The organism is Brevundimonas sp. AVps31 (assembly GCF_058681355.1).
This window is the reverse complement of the sequence record NZ_CM178736.1, coordinates 64,915-82,221: the sequence shown is the minus strand read 5'-3', so window position 1 is coordinate 82,221 and position 17,307 is coordinate 64,915. Positions and strand designations below refer to the sequence as shown.

Here is a 17,307-nt window from a genome sequence, read left to right as displayed (position 1 = left end):
GGAGGAACGGGAATGAAGTCGATGCAAAGAGGCGCGCTGCTGGGCGGCGCGGCGGTTCTGGCCCTGCTCACGGCAGGGGCGGCGGCGGCGCAGGACGCGCCGATCCAGACGGCCCCTGAAGAGGCGGCTCCGCAGGACTCGGCCGAGCTGGGCGAGGTCGTGGTCGTCGGGTCGCAAATCCGCGGCGCCTCGACCACCAACGCCCTGCCGGTGGTGGTGGTCGATCAGGAACAGATCAACGCCGTCGGCGCCGTGTCCGGCGATGACCTGCTGCGCTCCATCCCGCAGATGGGCGACGTGCTGTTCGACAGCGCCAACAATCCGCAGACCTCCAACTCGGCGCGCGGCGACGTGAACTCGGTCAACCTGCGCTCGCTGGGCGTGGGCAATACCCTGGTGCTGGTGAACGGTCGCCGGATGGTGCAGCACCCGACCAGCCAGGGCACGTCCGACACCGGCACGGTGCCGGTGCTGAGCTACAATTCCAACGCCATCCCCGTCGCCGGGCTGGAGCGGGTCGAGGTCCTGCTGGACGGCGCGGCGGCCATCTATGGCGCGGACGCCGTGGCCGGCGTGGTCAACACCGTTCTGCAGGACGACTTCGACGGCCTCACTCTCGAAACCCGCTACGGCGGCGCCGAGGGCACCAGCATGCGCGAGCTGGACGTGAACGTGTTCGCGGGCCGCAATTTTGATCGCGGCAATGTCTCGTTGTTCGCCAACTATTCCAGCCGCACCAAGCTGATGGCGGACGAGCAGGATTTCACGTCCACCGACGATCTGCGTCCGTTCTTCGCCGGCTTCCCCGGCTATGAGACCTCGAACGTGCCAGACGGTCGCTCATCCCACACGACCTGGGCCGCGCTGAGCATCGCGCCGGTGACCACGGCGACCCGGCCGAGATCCAACGGCGTGGTGGTGACGACGGCGGCCGGCGCCTTCCATTACCAGCCCGAGAGCTTCGGCTGCGTCGGCGTCGATCTGGGCGCCACCTGTCTGGTCAGCGGCGCGGCCGCCTACAACGGCGTCAACCGCGAGATGCGGTTCGACACCCGCAAGGGCACCACCGTGCGTCCGTCGGTCGAGCGCGCCAATGTCTTCCTGACGGGTCACTACGACCTGACGGACACCATCACCGCCTTTGGCGAAATCTCGTTCTACGCCGCCGAAAGCCGGGCCATCCAGCCGCCGGTCATCAATCTGAACAGTCTGTGGATTCCGGCCACCAACTATTACAACCCGTTCGGCCCGGTGACGCTGAACGGCGCGCCGAACCCGAACCGCCTGCCGAACCTGACCAATGTGCCCGTGGGTGGGCTGGCGGTGCGGCTGGGCAACTACCGCTTCGCGGATACCGGCTTCCAGGAGGTGGTGGTCAAGAACTACCAGTCGCGCTTCCTGGGCGGACTGCGCGGGGAATGGCGCGGCTTCGACTGGGAGACGGCGCTGCTGTACTCCGAGGCCGAGGCCGAGGACATCTCGCCCAACATCAACATGACCGCCCTGCAGGCCCAGCTCGCCCTGTCGACGCCGGACGCCTACAACCCGTTCAACGGCGGGTGCGTGGACACGCCGAGCTTCAACGACTGCAACCCGTCGTCGCAGGCGGCGATCGACGCCATCACCTTCGACATGCGCCGCCTGTCGCGCACCACGCTGGCGCTGGCCGACTTCAAGATGTCGCGCAGCGATCTGTTCGAACTGCCGGGCGGGCCGGTGGGCATGGCCCTGGGCGTCGAGTTCCGTCGCGAGACGCAAAGCGACGACCGTGACGAGAACCTGGACGGCACCTTTACCTTCGTGGACATGGTGACGGGCGAAACCAATGTGTCGAACGTCTCGGCGGTCAGCCCCAACCCGGACACCAAGGGCGATCGCACCGTCTCGGGCGCGTTCGTGGAGTTCGCCATCCCGGTGGTCTCACCGGAGATGAACATCCCGCTGGTGCAGAGCATCGACGTGCAGCTGGCGGGCCGGTTCGAGCATTATTCGGACTTCGGTTCGGTCGGCAAACCCAAGATCGCCGTGGCCTGGGACGTCGTCGACGGCCTGCGTCTTCGCGGGTCCTATTCGGAAGGCTTCCGCGCGCCGAACCTGGAGCAGGTGAACGCGACCCAGTACGCCCGTCTGGCCAGCGCCCCGGACTTCCTCCGCTGCGAGGCGGACATCCGCAACGGCACGATCGCCAACATGACCCAATGCGCCAGAACGGCCAGCGTCTCGCTGCAGATCGCGGGCAACCCGGACCTGAAGCCGGAAGAGAGCACCAACCTGTCCTATGGCGTGGTGTTCCAGCCGACCTTCCTGCCCGAGGTGCTGGGCGACTTCACCTTCACGATCGACCGCTGGAAGATCGAGCAGGAGCAGATCGTCGGCCTGCTGGGCGCCCAGACGGCGCTGGCGCTGGAGTATCTGAACCGGGTGCAGGGCGGGACCAACCCGAACGTGGTGCGCTCGGCCCCGACCCAGGACGACATCGACCTGTTCGACGGCACCGGCCTGACCGCGGTCGGAACGGCCCAAACCATCAGCGACCGGTTCATCAACCTGCTGCCGCAGACGGCGGAAGGCCTGGACTTCGGCTTCTCGTGGGCCAAGCGCCGGACGGCGTGGGGCACCTTCATCTTCCGCGCCAATGCCCAGCAGCTGCTGACCTTCTCGCGCGCGCCGGGCGAGATCGTCGACTCCCTCTACGCCGCCCGTGAGGCAGGGATCATCGACCCCCTGACCCCGCTGCCGGACTCCAGCCAGCTGATCGCGCAGAACGGCCGCCCGGAATGGAAGGTCAACGCCAGCTTTACCTGGCGGCACGGTCCGTGGCGGGTCGGCGCCTCGACCCAGTATGTGAGCGAGGTCTACCAGACCAGCCTGCTGAGCTCGACCGGTCAGGCATGGGAGGTGACCGACCAGATGGTCTTCAACCTGTACGGCCAGTACGAGTTCGAGGACCGGTTCGGGGCCGCGGCGGGAACGGAACTGCGTGTCGGCGTGCGCGACCTGACTGATGAAGGTCCGTCGCTGGCGGACGGCGGCTATCTCGGCTCGGTCCAGCGCCCGTATGGCCGCTACTGGTACGTCGACATCTCGAAGACGTTCTAAGACCGGGCTGACATCCGGCGCGGGTCGATCCTCCCCCGACCCGCGCCGGACCTCTTTTTGCGAGAGAACGATCCATGATGCGACTGGCCGCCCTGTTCGGAGCCCTGATGCTGGCGGCGCCCGTCGCCGCCTGCGCCCAGACCGTCTCGCCTCCGGCCCTGTCGCCGCTGACGGCGGGCGAGCAGACGAGCATCGCCTGTCCCGCCTCGGTGGGGCGTGAGGTCCGGTGCCTGTCGGGCCGGGACGTCAACGGCGCCGGGTACATCATCGCCATGCCGTCGGCGTGGAACCACAGGCTGATCGTCCACGCCCACGGGGGCCCCCGCACCGGGGCGCCGGAGGCGGCGGACTCGCTGGAGGACCTGGACCGGTTCGCGGTCATGGTGAAGCAGGGCTACGCCTGGATCGGATCGACCTACCGCCGGGGCGGATACGGCGTCCGCATGGCCGCCGAGGACGCGGACAACAGCCGCAAGATCTTCTGGGACCAGTTCGGCCGACCCGAGCGGACGATCCTGCACGGCCAGTCGTGGGGCGGGAACGTCGCGGCCAAGGCGGCGGAGCTGTACGGGAAGGACGACGCCGGGCGGCTGAACTATGACGGCGTGTTCCTGACCAACGGCGTTCTGATGGGCGGGACGCGGGCCTATCAGTTCCGGGCCGACCTTCGGGCGGTCTATCAGTTTTACTGCGGCAACCACCCGTCGCGGCAGGACGGCGCCTATCCGGTCTGGCAGGGCCTGCCCGCCAACGCCACCATGACCCGCGCCGAACTGCGTCGCCGGGTGGTCGAGTGCACGGGTGTGGGCCTGTCGCAACGCGAGCGCCGGGCGGACCAGACGCGCAAGCTGCGCGATATCCTGGCCGTGACCGGCGTCGAGGAGGATGAACTGGTCGCGCACCTGAGCTGGGCCACCTTCCTGTTCCAGGACCTGGTGCAGAAGCGGCTGGGCGGACTGAATCCGTTTGATAACAGCCTTACCGTGTATTCGGGCTCGTCGGACGACGTGGCGCTAAACGCCGGGGTCGAGCGATTCACGGCGGATCCGAGGGCGGTCGAACAGCTCGCTTACGACGCCGATCTGTCGGGTCTGATCGTCGCGCCGACGGTGACGATCCATGCCCGTCATGATCCGACCGTGACCTATCTGGCGGATGCCGAATACGCGCGAACCGTTGCCGCTGCCGGCCGTTCAGCCCTTCTGGCGCAGGCGCTGACGGATGAGGACCAGCACAGCAAGCTGGAGGACGGCGGCTATCTGACGGCGCTGGACGCCCTGGAAACCTGGATCACGACCGGGGTCCGCCCGGACCCTGCGGGCTTCCAGCAGGCCTGCCTGGCCAGACGCCCGGCGAAAACGTGTCTTTTTTTAACAACGCCCTAGCGCCCGTATTCCACTGACGCGCGAAATCCCTTGTTCATTGCCCTTGAATAAGGGATTTTACGGACAGGTTATCGGGGGATTTACCATGCGGTCGTTGCGAGCGAACCGATTCACGCGCCTTGCTGTGCTCGTGGATCAACTGACGGCCGGGCTCGAACCCGAACGCATCCCGGCGAAATCCCGGCAGGCCTCCATCACCGAACTGGAAAGCCTGTGGGCTTTGCTGGATGGACATCCCGCCGACGGGGAGGGCGCGCTGGCCGCTGCGCTGTGGGGGCTGCGCCTTCGACTGGTTGAAGCGGGCGAGACCCGGCGTCCCCGCGCCGCGGACGCCGTGCGCAACCGGCGGCTGACCCGCAACCTGCGCCGCATCGCCGCGATCGTCGCCGCCGGCGCCGCCTTCTGGCCCATGGCCGCGGCCGCCGCGACGGATGTTCCCTCCGACGCGCCGGTCATCAGCCTGCCGCTGGGCGTCAATGTCGGCGACACCGTGGTGCACCCCGACACCGGCCTGAACGTCACCGTCACCGCCGTGGTGGCGAACGGCGTCATCGTGACCGGCGACCAGTTCATCCTGACCACCATCACGGTCGGCGCGGTCCTCCCGAGCCCGACCAACCCCTCGGTGTCCTCGGCCATCGCGACCCAGACCATCGTGTCCGGCCGGGTCACCGCGGTGACGCTGGCGAACGGCGAAGTCGTGCCCGCGGTCACCTCGCTGAGCACCAATCCCGGCGGCGGGCCCGCGGGGCCTCTGCCGGTGCCGACCGGCGCAGGCGACAACAATCCCTACACCGACGTGCGCCAGGCGGCGGGCGGCGGGGGCGGACGCGACGGCGCCCTGTTCGTCTCGGCCAATGGCGGCGGCGACGGCACGCGCGGCGACGACATCACGGTGGACGTCCCGGCGAGCTGGGGCGACATCAGCACGGCGTCCAATGATCGCCCCGGCATCATCGTGGCCAGTGTGGGCGGCAACGGCGGCTCCGGCGGCGACGGCTACCTCGGCGCCAGCGGCGCCTCGGGCGGGCGCGGCGGCGCGGGGGGCGACGTCAACCTGACCTCCCACGTCGGCAATATCTCGACCTCGGGTAACGGGGCCCATGGCGTCATGGCCCAGAGCCGGGCAGGCGTGGGCGGCCCCGGCGGCTCGGGCTACGGCTTCTCCAGCGGCGGCGCCGGCGGCAGCGGCAGCAGCGGCGGCAGCGCCACCGTCACCAACCACAGCAACATCACCACCAGCGGGAGGGCGTCGCACGGCGTCTACGCCCAGTCGCTGGGCGGCGGCGCGGGCAGCGGGGGCGGCAGCTACGGCCTGTTCGGCGACGGCGGCGCGGGCAATACCGGCGGCCAAGGCGGCGCGGCGGAAGCGATCAACTATGGCCGTATCACCACGACGGGCGACGGCTCGTCCGGCGTGACGGCGCGCAGCATCGGCGGCATCGGCGGCGACGCCGGCAACGCCGTGGGTCTGGTGACCTTCAGCGACGATGGCGCCGCGGGCGGCAACGGCGGCACGGCCACGGTTCGCGCCATGGCGGGATCCGAGGTCTATACGTCGGGCGCGGCCTCCTACGGCCTGTTCGCCCAGTCGATCGGCGGCGGCGGCGGCGAAGGCGGCTTCAGCGTCGGCCTGGCCTCGCTCGGTTCGGGCGGCGGCACCGGCGGCAACGGCGGCATGGCCCGGGTCTTCGCCGAGGGCGGCAGCTTCATCACCACTACCGGCGAGGCCTCTCACGGCATCTTCGCCCAGTCGATCGGCGGCGGCGGCGGCAATGGCGGCATCAGCGGCGGTCTGGTGGCCATCGGCTCGCGCGGCACCAGCGGCGGCTCCGGTCTGGACGTGACCGTCGAAAGCGGCGCGGTCATCACCACCGGCGTTGAGAACGACCCCACCGGCCTGCTGGGCCTCGACGCTCGCGGCATCTTCGCCCAGTCGATCGGCGGCGGCGGCGGCAACGCCCTGGGCGCCGGAGGTCTCGTGGCCCTCGGCGGCTCCGGCGGCGGCGCGGGCGGCGCGGGCACGGTGACCGTCACCACGACCGGCGACAGCGTCATCACCACCTGGTCGCGCGGCGGCGACGGCATCTTCGCCCAATCGGTCGGCGGCGGCGGCGGCACAGGCTCCACCAGCGGCGGCGTGGCCGCGCTGGGCGGCACCGGCGGCGCGGGCGGCAACGGCAACGTCGTCACCGTCATCAACAACGGTCAGATCACGACTCACGGCGACTATGCGCGCGGCGTCTTCGCCCAGTCGGTCGGCGGCGGCGGCGGCGCGGGCGGCGACGGCGGCGGTCTGGTCGCCTTGGGCGGCAGCGGCTCGGCGGCCAGCACGGGCGCGGCGGTGACCGTGACCAACACCGGCGGCGTCGAAACCTTCGGCAACCGGTCTCACGCCCTGCAGGTCCAGTCGATCGGCGGCGGCGGCGGCGACGGCGGCTCGACCGGCGGCGTCTTCCTGACCATCGGCGGATCGGGCGGCCCGGGCGCCGGCTCCGGTCTGGTGACCGTCAACAATTACAATAACCTGACCACTCACGGCGATGACGCGCACGGCGTCTTCGCCCAGTCGGTCGGGGGCGGTGGCGGCAACGGCGGCTTCGCCGCCTCGGTCAGCGCCTTCGTGGGCGTGGCTATCGGCGGAACCGGGAGTTCGGGCGGCGTCGGCGGCGACGTCGACGTCAACTTCTTCGACCGCAATGTCGTGATCGGCGGCGTGAGCCAGACCGTCTCGCCCGTGATCTACACCCAGGGCGACCGGTCGCGCGGGTTGTTCGCCCAGTCGGTGGGCGGCGGCGGCGGCTCGGGCGGGTTCGCGGTCCAGGTCTCCGGCGGTTACGGCATCGCGGCCAGCGCCGCGGTCGGCGGACAGGGCGGCGCGGGCGGCATGGGCGGCCATGTGACGGTGGACGGCGACGTCACCATCATCACCGAAGGCGATTACTCCGAAGGCCTGTTCGCCCAGTCGGTGGGCGGCGGCGGCGGTTCGGGCGGCTTCGCCGTGTCGATGGCCTTCTCGGGCGGTGAAACCGTCGCGGGCGCCTTCGCGGTCGGCCTGGGCGGCGCGGGCGGCGACGGCGGCCTCGGCGGCGTGGTCGAGGTCAACTCGGGCGGCGCGATCCAGACGGACGGCCAGTTTTCGACGGGTCTGCTGGCCCAGTCGGTCGGCGGCGGCGGCGGCACGGGCGGATTCTCGGTCGCGATCACCGGCTCGGGCGCCGGCGCGGCGTCCGCGGCGGTCTCGGTCGGCGTGGGCGGCTCGGGCGGCCTCGGCGGCGCCGGCGGCATCGTCGACGCCGAGTTCGACGGGACGATTCTGACTCGCGGCCATGACGCGGGCGGCGCCCTGATCCAGTCGGTGGGCGGCGGCGGCGGCGGCGGCGGCTTCAACGTCTCGGCGGCGGTCACCGCCTCCGGCACGGCCTCCTTCGGCGCCTCGGCGGGCGTGGGCGGCTCGGGCGGCGGCGGCGGCATCGGCGGCGGCGTGACGGGTCATATCCGCGGCGGGGTCGAGACCTTCGGCGACCGCTCGGTCGGCGTGACCATCCAGTCGGTCGGCGGCGGCGGCGGTTCGGGCGGCTTCAATGTCGCCGGCTCCATCGGCGCGGCCGGCACCTTCGGCGGCGGCCTGTCCATCGGCCTGGGCGGCTCGGGCGGCGGCGGCGGCGCAGGCGGCATCGTGATCGGCAGCGCGGACACCATCCGGACGCACGGCGACCAGTCGGGCGGCCTGCTGGTCCAGTCGGTGGGCGGCGGCGGCGGTTCGGGCGGCTTCAACGTCAGTGGCTCGATCGGCGGCGGCGGCACCTTCGGCGGCGCGGGCGCCTTCGGTCTGGGCGGCGCGGGCGGCACCGGCGGTGACGGTTTCGGCGTGACCGGCGACGCGTTCGGCGAGGTCTATACGCAGGGCAATCAGTCGGCGGGCGTGGTCATCCAGTCGCTGGGCGGCGGTGGCGGCTCCGGCGGCTTCAACGTGGCCGGCACCATCGGCGGCGGCGGCAGCTATGCGGGCGCCGTCTCGGTCGGCCTGGGCGGCGCGGGCGGCGGCGGCGGCCACGCCGGCACGGTCGACGCGACGGCGGTCGGCATCCTCACCGAGGGCGACCAGTCGGGCGGCTTCCTGGCCCAGTCTGTCGGCGGCGGCGGCGGTTCGGGCGGCTTCAATGTTTCCGGCAACATTGTCGGCTCGGGCGGCGGCGGGGTCGGCCTGTCGGTCGGCCTGGGCGGCGCGGGCGGCACCGGCGGCAACGCGGTTCGCGTGACCGCGACCGTGAACGGCGACGTCACGACCTTGGGCGAGCAGTCTGACGCCATCGTGGCCCAGAGCTTGGGCGGCGGCGGCGGCTCGGGCGCCTTCAACATCTCGGGCGGCATCTCGGCGAACGCGCAGGTTTCGGGCTCGGTCAACGTCGGCATCGGCGGTTCGGGCGGCGGCGGCGGCAATTCCGGCCATGTGACGCTGAACGTCACCGGCACGACCCAGACCGCGGGCCGGGACAGCGACGGCATCCTGGCCCAGTCGGTCGGCGGCGGCGGCGGCTCGGGCGGCTTCAACGTCAGCGCGGGCATCGCGGTGGCGGCCAACGGCGCGGGCACGGTCGGCGTGGGCGTCGGCGGGCAGGGCGGCACGGGCGGCAACGGCGGTGTCGTGAACCTGAACGTCAACGTCGGCGTGGCCGATCCGGACGACGACCTGAGCGCGGTCCTGACCCTGGGCGACTTCGCCCGCGGCGTCACCGCCCAGTCGCTGGGCGGCGGGGGCGGTAACGGCGGCTTCAACATCACCGGCGGCATCGGCATCGCCAAGGACGGCGCAGGCAACATCGGCGTCGGCGTGGGCGGCGGCGGCGGCGACGGCGGCGACGCTGAATCCGTCACAGCGGTCATCAACGGCGATATCGAGACGCAAGGCGACGACGCCTCGGCCCTGCTGGTCCAGTCGGTCGGCGGCGGCGGCGGCTCGGGCGGCTTCAACATCACCGGCGGCATCGCGGGCTCCAAGACGGTGGCCGGCAACCTGCTGGTCGGCGTGGGCGGCTTCGGCGGCGACGGCGGCTTCGCGCGTGACGTCACCACCACCTTCACCGGCGACATCCTGACGCTGGGCGACCGCTCGTTCGGCGCCAGCATCCAGAGCATCGGCGGCGGCGGCGGCGCGGGCGGCTTCAACGTCACCGGCGGCGTCAGCCTGTCGATCGACAGCGGCGGCGGCTCCGGCGTGCTGGGCCTCGGCGTGGGCGGCTTCGGCGGCGACGGCGGCCATTCGGGCAATGTCATCGCCACCCTGACCGGCGACATCATCACCACCGGTGAAGAGGCCCACGGCGCCCTGATCCAGTCGGTCGGCGGCGGCGGCGGCGCGGGCGGCTTCAACGTCACTGGCGGCTTCGCGGCCAGCCAGGGCGTCAACGGCTCGATCGGGGTCGGCCTGGGCGGCTTCGGCGGCGGCGGCGGCTATTCCGGCACGGTCACGGCCAGCCTGACGGGCGACGTCAACACCCTGGGCAACGGTTCTTACGGCGCCCTGATCCAGTCGGTCGGCGGCGGTGGCGGCTCCGGCGGCATGACCATTAACGGCCAGGTCGCGATCAGCGCCGGCAATAGCGCGGCGGTCGCCGCGGGCTTCGGCCTGGGCGGCTTCGGCGGCGACGGCGGCTATAGCCAGTTCGTCAACGCCACGATCATCGGCGACTATCAGACCGAGGGCGACGAGGCGGACGGCGTGACCGTCCAGAGCCTGGGCGGCGGGGGCGGTGCGGGCGGACTGAGCGTCAACGGCTCGATCGCCCTGGGCATGGGCACGGCCGGCACGGTCACCATCGGTATCGGCGGCTTCGGCGGCGGCGGCGGGAATTCCGACACCGCGACCCTGATCCGCACCGGCGACACCTTCACCAGCGGCGCCAACTCGGACGGCATCATCGTCCAGAGCGTCGCCGGCGGCGGCGGTTCGGGCGGCATCAACGTCTCGGGCTCGATCACCGGCACGACCCAGGGCAGCGCGGGCGGCTTCGGCTTCGGCCTGGGCGGCTTCGGCGGCGACGGCGGCACGGCGCTGGGCGCCTCCGCGACGATCACCGGCAATGTCATCGCCAACGGCGTGGGCGCGGACATCGTCCATGATCCGATCGTCCTGACGGGCTTCTTCCCTGCGCTTGAATTCCTCATTCCGGGCTATCGCGAGCGGTCGGACGGCTCGCACGGCGTGCTGGTCCAGTCGGTGGGTGGCGGCGGCGGCCAGGGCGGCCTGAACGTCACCGGCCAGATCAGCCTGACCGTACCGGGCGGCGCCGGGACCAGCCGGACAGCCACGCTCGGCATCGGCGGCTTCGGCGGCCTGGGCGGCGACGCGGGCACGGCGCACCTGACCATCCGGGCCCCGGGCGCGGACCGGGTGCAGGTCGTCTCGGTCGGCGATGACCGGATCGCGGCGGGCGTCCAGTCCATCGGCGGCGGCGGCGGCGCGGGCGGGATCAACATCTCGGGCGGCATCTCGATGGACGGCCAGCTGGTGGCCGGCATCGGCGGCTTCGGCGGCGGCGGCGGCTTCGGCAGCGACGTGACGGCCGATATCGACGCCGACCTCTTCGCCAGCGGCGTGAATTCGCGCGGTCTCCTGGCCCAGTCGGTCGGCGGCGGCGGCGGCGCAGGCGGCATCAACATCTCGGGCGGCTTCACCTCCGACCCGGCGACGACCGAGCCCTCGCTGGTCTTCGGCCTGGGCGGCTCCGGCGGCGCGGGCAACATCAGCGGCGACGTCGAGGTGATCCAGAACGGCCAGGTCCTGGTCGAGGGGACCAATTCGACCGGCATCCTGGTGCAGAGCATCGCCGGAGGCGGCGGCGCGGGCGCCCTGAACGTGGCGGCCAACATCTCCCTGTCGGGCGGCGCCAACACGGCCAATGGCTTCGCCTTCGCCGCGGGCATGGGCGGCAACGGCGGCGCGGGCGCCGACGCGGGCGACGTGACGCTGAACTCGAACGGCGACGTGCTGGTCAATGCGCGTCTGGAAGCCGATCCGGTCACGGGCCTGAACCGGTTCGTGGCGGTCGACTACGCCTCCGGTTCGATGGGCATCGTGGCCCAGTCGATCGGCGGCGGCGGCGGCATGGGCGGCATCAACGCCGTGGGCGCCATCGCGCCCATGGGCCAGCCGGTCGCCATCGGCGTCGGCGGCTTCGGCGGCGCGGGCGGTCACGGCGGCGACGTCACCGTGGTCCGCGGCCTGGACGGCGGCGTGGCGACCCCGCACCTGGTCCGCACCTTCGGCGACGGCTCGACCGGTCTGCTGGCCCAGTCGGTCGGCGGTGGCGGCGGCGCGGCCCAGATCAACCTGGCCCTGGCGCTCACGGTGCGCTCGCCGAACCAGAACCCGGTGGCCGCGACCATCGGCATCGGCGGCAACGGCGGCGACGCGGGCGACGGCGGCATCGTCGATGTCACCCACGTGGGCAATATCTTCACCACCGGCGCCGGCGCGGACGGCCTGCACGCCCAGTCGCTGGGCGGCGGCGGCGGCAGTTCGTTCCTGAACGTCAGCCTCGGCCTGATGCGCAACGCCAACTCGCTGAGCTTCGCCGTCGGCGGACGCGGGGGCGCGGCGGGGATCGGTCAGTCGGTCACCGTCGATCACACGGGCAACATCGGCACCGAGGGCTACAACTCCTCGGGCATCCGGGCCCAATCCATCGGCGGGGGCGGCGGCAACGCCTCGTTCGACCTGGCGATGGGGCCGTTGTCCCAGAACAACGTCACCATGGTGCTGGGCCGCGAGGGCGGCACGGGCGGTGACGGCGGTTATGTCAGGGTCACGGCCGAAGGCGCGATCGAGACCAACGGCGGCCTGTCCTCGGGCATCCTGGCCCAGTCGATCGGCGGCGGCGGCGGCTCCAGCGGGGCCGTCACGCTCGGGGTCTCGCACACCAGCGGCACCGGAGAGGAAGCCCAGAGCTTTAGCGCCGGTGTGGCGGTCGGGCTGGAAGGCGGATCAGGCGCGACCGGCGGCGACGTGGACGTGTTCAACCACGCCCAGATCGTCACCCGTCTGGAAGATTCGCGCGGCATCCTGGCGCAGTCGATCGGCGGCGGCGGCGGGGTCGGCGGCTCGGGCGCCAACGCCATCGTGCGCGCCGCGGGCGCGGCCACCGTGGGCGTCGGCGGCAGCGGCGGCACGGGCGGCGAGGCCGGCGACGTCACCGTCACCAATGATGACCGCATCGCCACCTATGGCGCGAACTCGGACGGGATTCTGGCCCAGGCCATCGGCGGCGGCGGCGGCGTGGGCGGTCACGCCCGGACCGTGGCCTTCCAGATCGGCGGCTCGCCGGGCGCGTCGACCAGCAACACTGTCTCGGTCAATGTCGGCGGCAGCGGCGGCACGGGCGGCGAGGGCGGCGTGGTCGATGTGACCAACACCGGCGTCATCACCACCGAGGGCCTGAACGGCTTCGGCATCCGCGCCCAGTCCATCGGCGGCGGCGGCGGCATCGGCGGCGCGTCGATCAACGCGCGTCTGCAGGGCTCGCGCAACAGCAATGACCTGACGGTGAACGTCGGCGGCGCGGGCGGATCGGGCGGCTTCGGCAGCACGGTCACCGTGCTCAACGAGGGCGCCATCTGGACGACCGGCCGCGACGCGGCGGGGATCAGCGCCAACAGCATCGGCGGCGGCGGCGGCGACGCCGGGCTGGTGCTCGACGTGGTGGCCGGCTTCACCACCACCGAGCAGGTCTCGCACCGGTTGGCCATTCTGGTCGGCGGCTCGGGCGGTTCGGGCGGCACCGGCGGCGACGTCACCGTCATCAACCGTCCGACCGCGGCGGCGGACAGCGGACTGATCATCACCGAGGGCCAGGGCGCCTACGGCATCTTCGCCCAGTCCCTGGGCGGCGGCGGCGGCAACGGCTCGTCCGTGCTGTCGCTGACGGGCATGCGGTCGGGCGCCGACAGCGGCACCTTCACCTTCAGCTACGGCGGCACCGGCGGCACCGGCAACTCGGCGGGCACGGTCATCGTCGACAACGCCGGCGTCATCGACACCACCGGCGACACGGCGCACGGCATCTTCGCCCAGTCGCTGGGCGGCGGCGGCGGCAATGGCGGCATGGCCATCGCCGGCAACCTGATCATCGGCGCCTCGGGCAACGCCCCGCTGATCACGATTGGCGGCTTCGGCGGTTCGGGCGGCGACGGCGGCGCGGTCACCGTGACCAACAGCGGCTCGATCACCACCCGCGGCGCCAACGCCCACGGCATCCAGGCCCAATCGATCGGCGGCGGCGGCGGCAACGCCAACGTCGGCTTCTCGCTGACGGCCGAGCCCGGCAGCATGGTCATCGGCAACGCCGTCTCGGCCCTGATCGGCTCGGTCGCGGGCGGCGCGGGCGGCATCGGCGGCGCGGTCACGGTCAACCACAGCGGCGACATCACCGTTCTGGGCACCGGCTCCATGGCCATCAACGCCGAGAGCATCAACGGCGGCGGCGGCACGCTGGCGCTCGACTTCTCGGGCATCACCGGCCTGCCGGGCGTGCCCTTCGTCGGCGGCAGCACCCCGCCTCCGGCGGCGGATCCGCTGGTGGCGGCCCGCGCCGGCGCCGACGGCGCCAGCGGCATGAACGCGGGCTCGGTCACCGTGAACAGCAGCGGCGCCTTCGGTGTCGGCGGCGATCACGGTGTCGGCGCCTTCATGCAGTCGGTCGGCGGCGGCGGCGGCACGGTCAGCCTGTCGGCCACCCTGGCCGCGCTGAACGATCCGACCGTGCTCCTCCCGGCGGCCCCGCTGGCCTTCCAGATCGATCTGGGCGGCACGGACGGCGTCGATAACGCGGGCGGCGCCATCAACGGCGGTCACTCGGGCGATCTGGTCACCACCGGCGAAGGCGCCCCGGGCGCCCTGTTCCAGAGCATCGGCGGCGGCGGCGGTCGCGGCGTGATGGACCTGACGGCCCCTGGAGGGACCCTGCTGGGCGACGTCGGCGTCAGCTTGGGCGGCGTCAACGGCCTGAACTCGGACGGCGGCGACATCAACCGCACCCAGGTCGGCGGCATCGCCACCGGCGGGGATCTGTCGGCGGCGGCCATCCTGCAGTCGATCGGCGGCGGCGGCGGGTTCGCCGTTGTCTCGATCAGCGGTGCGGGCGCGGCGAACGGCGCGCCGGCGGCTCCGGTCGCTCCGGCGCCCGAAGTCATGCCGGTCCTGTCGGCCAAGACCGGCGGCGATCCGATCCCGGCGACCGTGCCGGGCCTGACCCCCGAGACCGCCCCGATCGTCATCGCGGGTGGACCGCAAGTCCTGCCGACGGTGACGGGCAAGGACGACGTCCTCATCCCGATGGTCCAGCCGGTGCTGTTCGATCCTCTGGCCGCGCCGGGCGACACGGTCGCGACCGTCAGCCTGGGCGCCGTGGGCGGCGCCGGGAACGACGGCGGCCTGGTCATGGCGAACTTCAGCGGCGGCGCCGTCAGCCTGGGCGATCACTCGCCCCTGATGATCGTTCAGTCGATCGGAGCGGGCGGCGGTGCCACCTTCATGAGCGGCGTCAACGCGCCGATCGTGAACCTGGGCGGCACGCTGGGCGCGTCCGGCGACGGCGGCGTCATCGAGTTGACCAACAGCGGCGACCTGCAGACCATGGGAGCCGGGTCGCACGGCATGCTGCTGCAATCCATCGGCGGCGGCGGCGGCGCGGTGTTCGGTGCCTTCGACACTCCGACGGTCAACCTGAGCACGGCCAACAGCGGCAACGGCGGCGCGATCAGACTGAACCACACCGGCAATATCGTGGTCGCCGGCGACGGCTCCTACGGCGTCATCGCCCAGAGCCTGGGCGGCGGCGGCGGCTGGGTCGACGGCGTCTTCGCCGGTACGGCCGGCGGCGCGGGCGCGGGCGGCGCGATCAATCTGAACATCTCCGGCGTGGTCTTCGCGCCGGGCGAGGGTTCGGTCGGCGTCTTCGCCCAGAGCGAGGGCGGCGCGGGCGCGGGTGATATCAACGTCTTCTCGGACAACCTGATCCGGGGCGGTACGGGCGACGGTGTCGGCGTACGGCTCGCGGGCGGCGCGTCCAACCTGATCCGGACCTCCGGCTCGATCTCCGCCATTTCCGGCCTGGCGGTCGACGCCGGGGTCGGCGACGACCGGGTCGAGAACACCGGCCTGATCGTCGGCAACATCGATCTGGGCTCCGGCGTGAATGCCGTGCTGAACGACGTGGGCGGAACCTTCCTGGCCTTCAACAGCATCGACCTGCAGGACGGCGCGGGCAGCAGCGGCGCCTTCACCAACGCCGGCGATTTCGCGATGGGGCTCAGCGCCTCGCGGACGCCGATCGATCTGGCCGGCGGCGAGACCTTCGACAACCTGGACGCCGACGGCGATCCCTCGACCAACCTGTTCTACGGGGCGCGGGTCATCAATACGGTGGCGCTGGACGGGGACTACATCCAGACCGGCACGGGCAATCTGGCCTTCGACGTGGCCTTCGGGCCGTATGCGTCGGACCGCGTGAACGTGACCGGCGACGCGACCGTCGACGGTACGGGCGAGGTGATCCTGACCTGGCTGGAGAACTCCGACCGCGTCACCCTGTTCGCCACGGGCGGCGTGGGCGTGGATAACGGGCTGGAGATCGAAGACACCCTGGCCATGGACTATCGGATCGAGGCGGACGCCGACGGCGTGCACCTGGCGTTCGACACCCACTTCGGTCAGCCCTTCCTGAACCGCAACGGTCAGTATCTGGGCCTGCACATGGACTCGGCCATTTCGCTGGGCGGGTCCTCGGGCGTGGGCCAGTTGATGGCGCTGATCGGCAACCTCCAGGTCGGGGACGAGGATCTTTACGCCTACATCTTCAACGAGTTGAACCCGGAGCCGCTGTTGGCGCCGTCGGTGCTGCAGTTCACCGCGGCCCGCGATTTCGCAGATCAGATCTTCGCCTGCGGCACGGACCTGACCCCGGCCGGCGAGCGCTGCGTCTGGGCCCAGGTCGAGACCAGCGAGTTCAAACGTGAAGGCGACAGCGAGTATTTCGGCATCACCGCCGACTCCGTCGCCCGGTTCCGCACCGGGTTCGAGCAACCGATCAACCTCGCCGGCGGCGGCTGGATGCTGGGCGGCGCCCTGGGCTACGACGACATAGGCCTCAGCTTCGTGGATCACGGACGGGCCGCCTTCAAGGGCGACGGCTTCCACGGGGGCCTCGGCCTGCGTCGCACCGCACCGGACGGCGCGCAGTTCGGCGTGTCCATCAGCGGCGGCTGGCAGGACAACGAGACCCGTCGCCTGAGCAACGTCTTTGAGCCGCTGTTGGGTGAATCCGGCAATGACACCGGCTACCTGCGCGCGGACGCAGAGGTGGCCCGCATCTTCGGCGCGGGCGGCTTCTATGTTCGTCCGGCCCTGCGCGGGTCGGTCACGGCGCTGCATCGCGACGGTTTCGTCGAGGAGGGCATGGCCGGGCTGGGCGTCGAGGGATACGCCGACACCGACGTGGTCGGCACCCTGAACCCCGAGGTCGCCTTCGGCTTCCGTTCGGAATACAGCGAGGCGTCCAGCACTTCGGCGGCGATTACGCTGGGCGGCGTCTTCCACTCGGAAGACGATCTGCTGGCGCCGATGCGGTTGATCGGATCGAACCCGGATGCGCTTCCGGCCCTGATCGCCACCCCGATCGATGATCAGGCATGGCGGGTCGGCGCCGACATCCGGTTCGAGAACAACCACGGCCTCTCGCTGCGCCTGAACTATGTGGGCGAGTACGGGGACAGGGTCGAAAGCCACACCGCAGGCGTCAATGTCCGCATGAAGTTCTAAAGCGAC

The 17,307-nt window shown here is 71.7% G+C and carries 3 protein-coding genes; all 3 read left to right on the top strand.

Annotated features, from left to right (window positions below):
- Positions 1–12 precede the first annotated feature (12 nt).
- The 3 genes from ACW174_RS00290 to ACW174_RS00280 all read left to right on the top strand — a co-directional run bounded on the left by ACW174_RS00290 (position 13) and on the right by ACW174_RS00280 (position 17,301).
- Positions 13–3,099 carry a TonB-dependent receptor plug domain-containing protein gene (locus tag ACW174_RS00290; RefSeq protein WP_492015703.1) on the top strand — a complete coding sequence of 1,029 codons (3,087 nt, stop codon included), beginning with the start codon at positions 13–15 and terminating at the stop codon, positions 3,097–3,099.
- Positions 3,100–3,173: 74 nt separating this feature from the next.
- Entirely contained in the window at positions 3,174–4,484 is a 1,311-nt protein-coding gene (locus ACW174_RS00285) for an alpha/beta hydrolase (protein WP_492015702.1), read from the top strand.
- 130 nt (positions 4,485–4,614) lie between these two features.
- Positions 4,615–17,301 (top strand): hypothetical protein, encoded by a 12,687-nt coding sequence (locus ACW174_RS00280; RefSeq protein ID WP_492015701.1) that lies wholly within the window; start codon positions 4,615–4,617, stop codon positions 17,299–17,301.
- The last annotated feature ends 6 nt before the right edge of the window (positions 17,302–17,307 follow it).

Coding starts and splice junctions, on each gene's coding strand:
- ACW174_RS00290 (WP_492015703.1), top strand. CDS start 13: ATGAAGTCGATGCAAAGAGGCGCGCTGCTGGGCGGCGCGGCGGTTCTG.
- ACW174_RS00285 (WP_492015702.1), top strand. CDS start 3,174: ATGATGCGACTGGCCGCCCTGTTCGGAGCCCTGATGCTGGCGGCGCCC.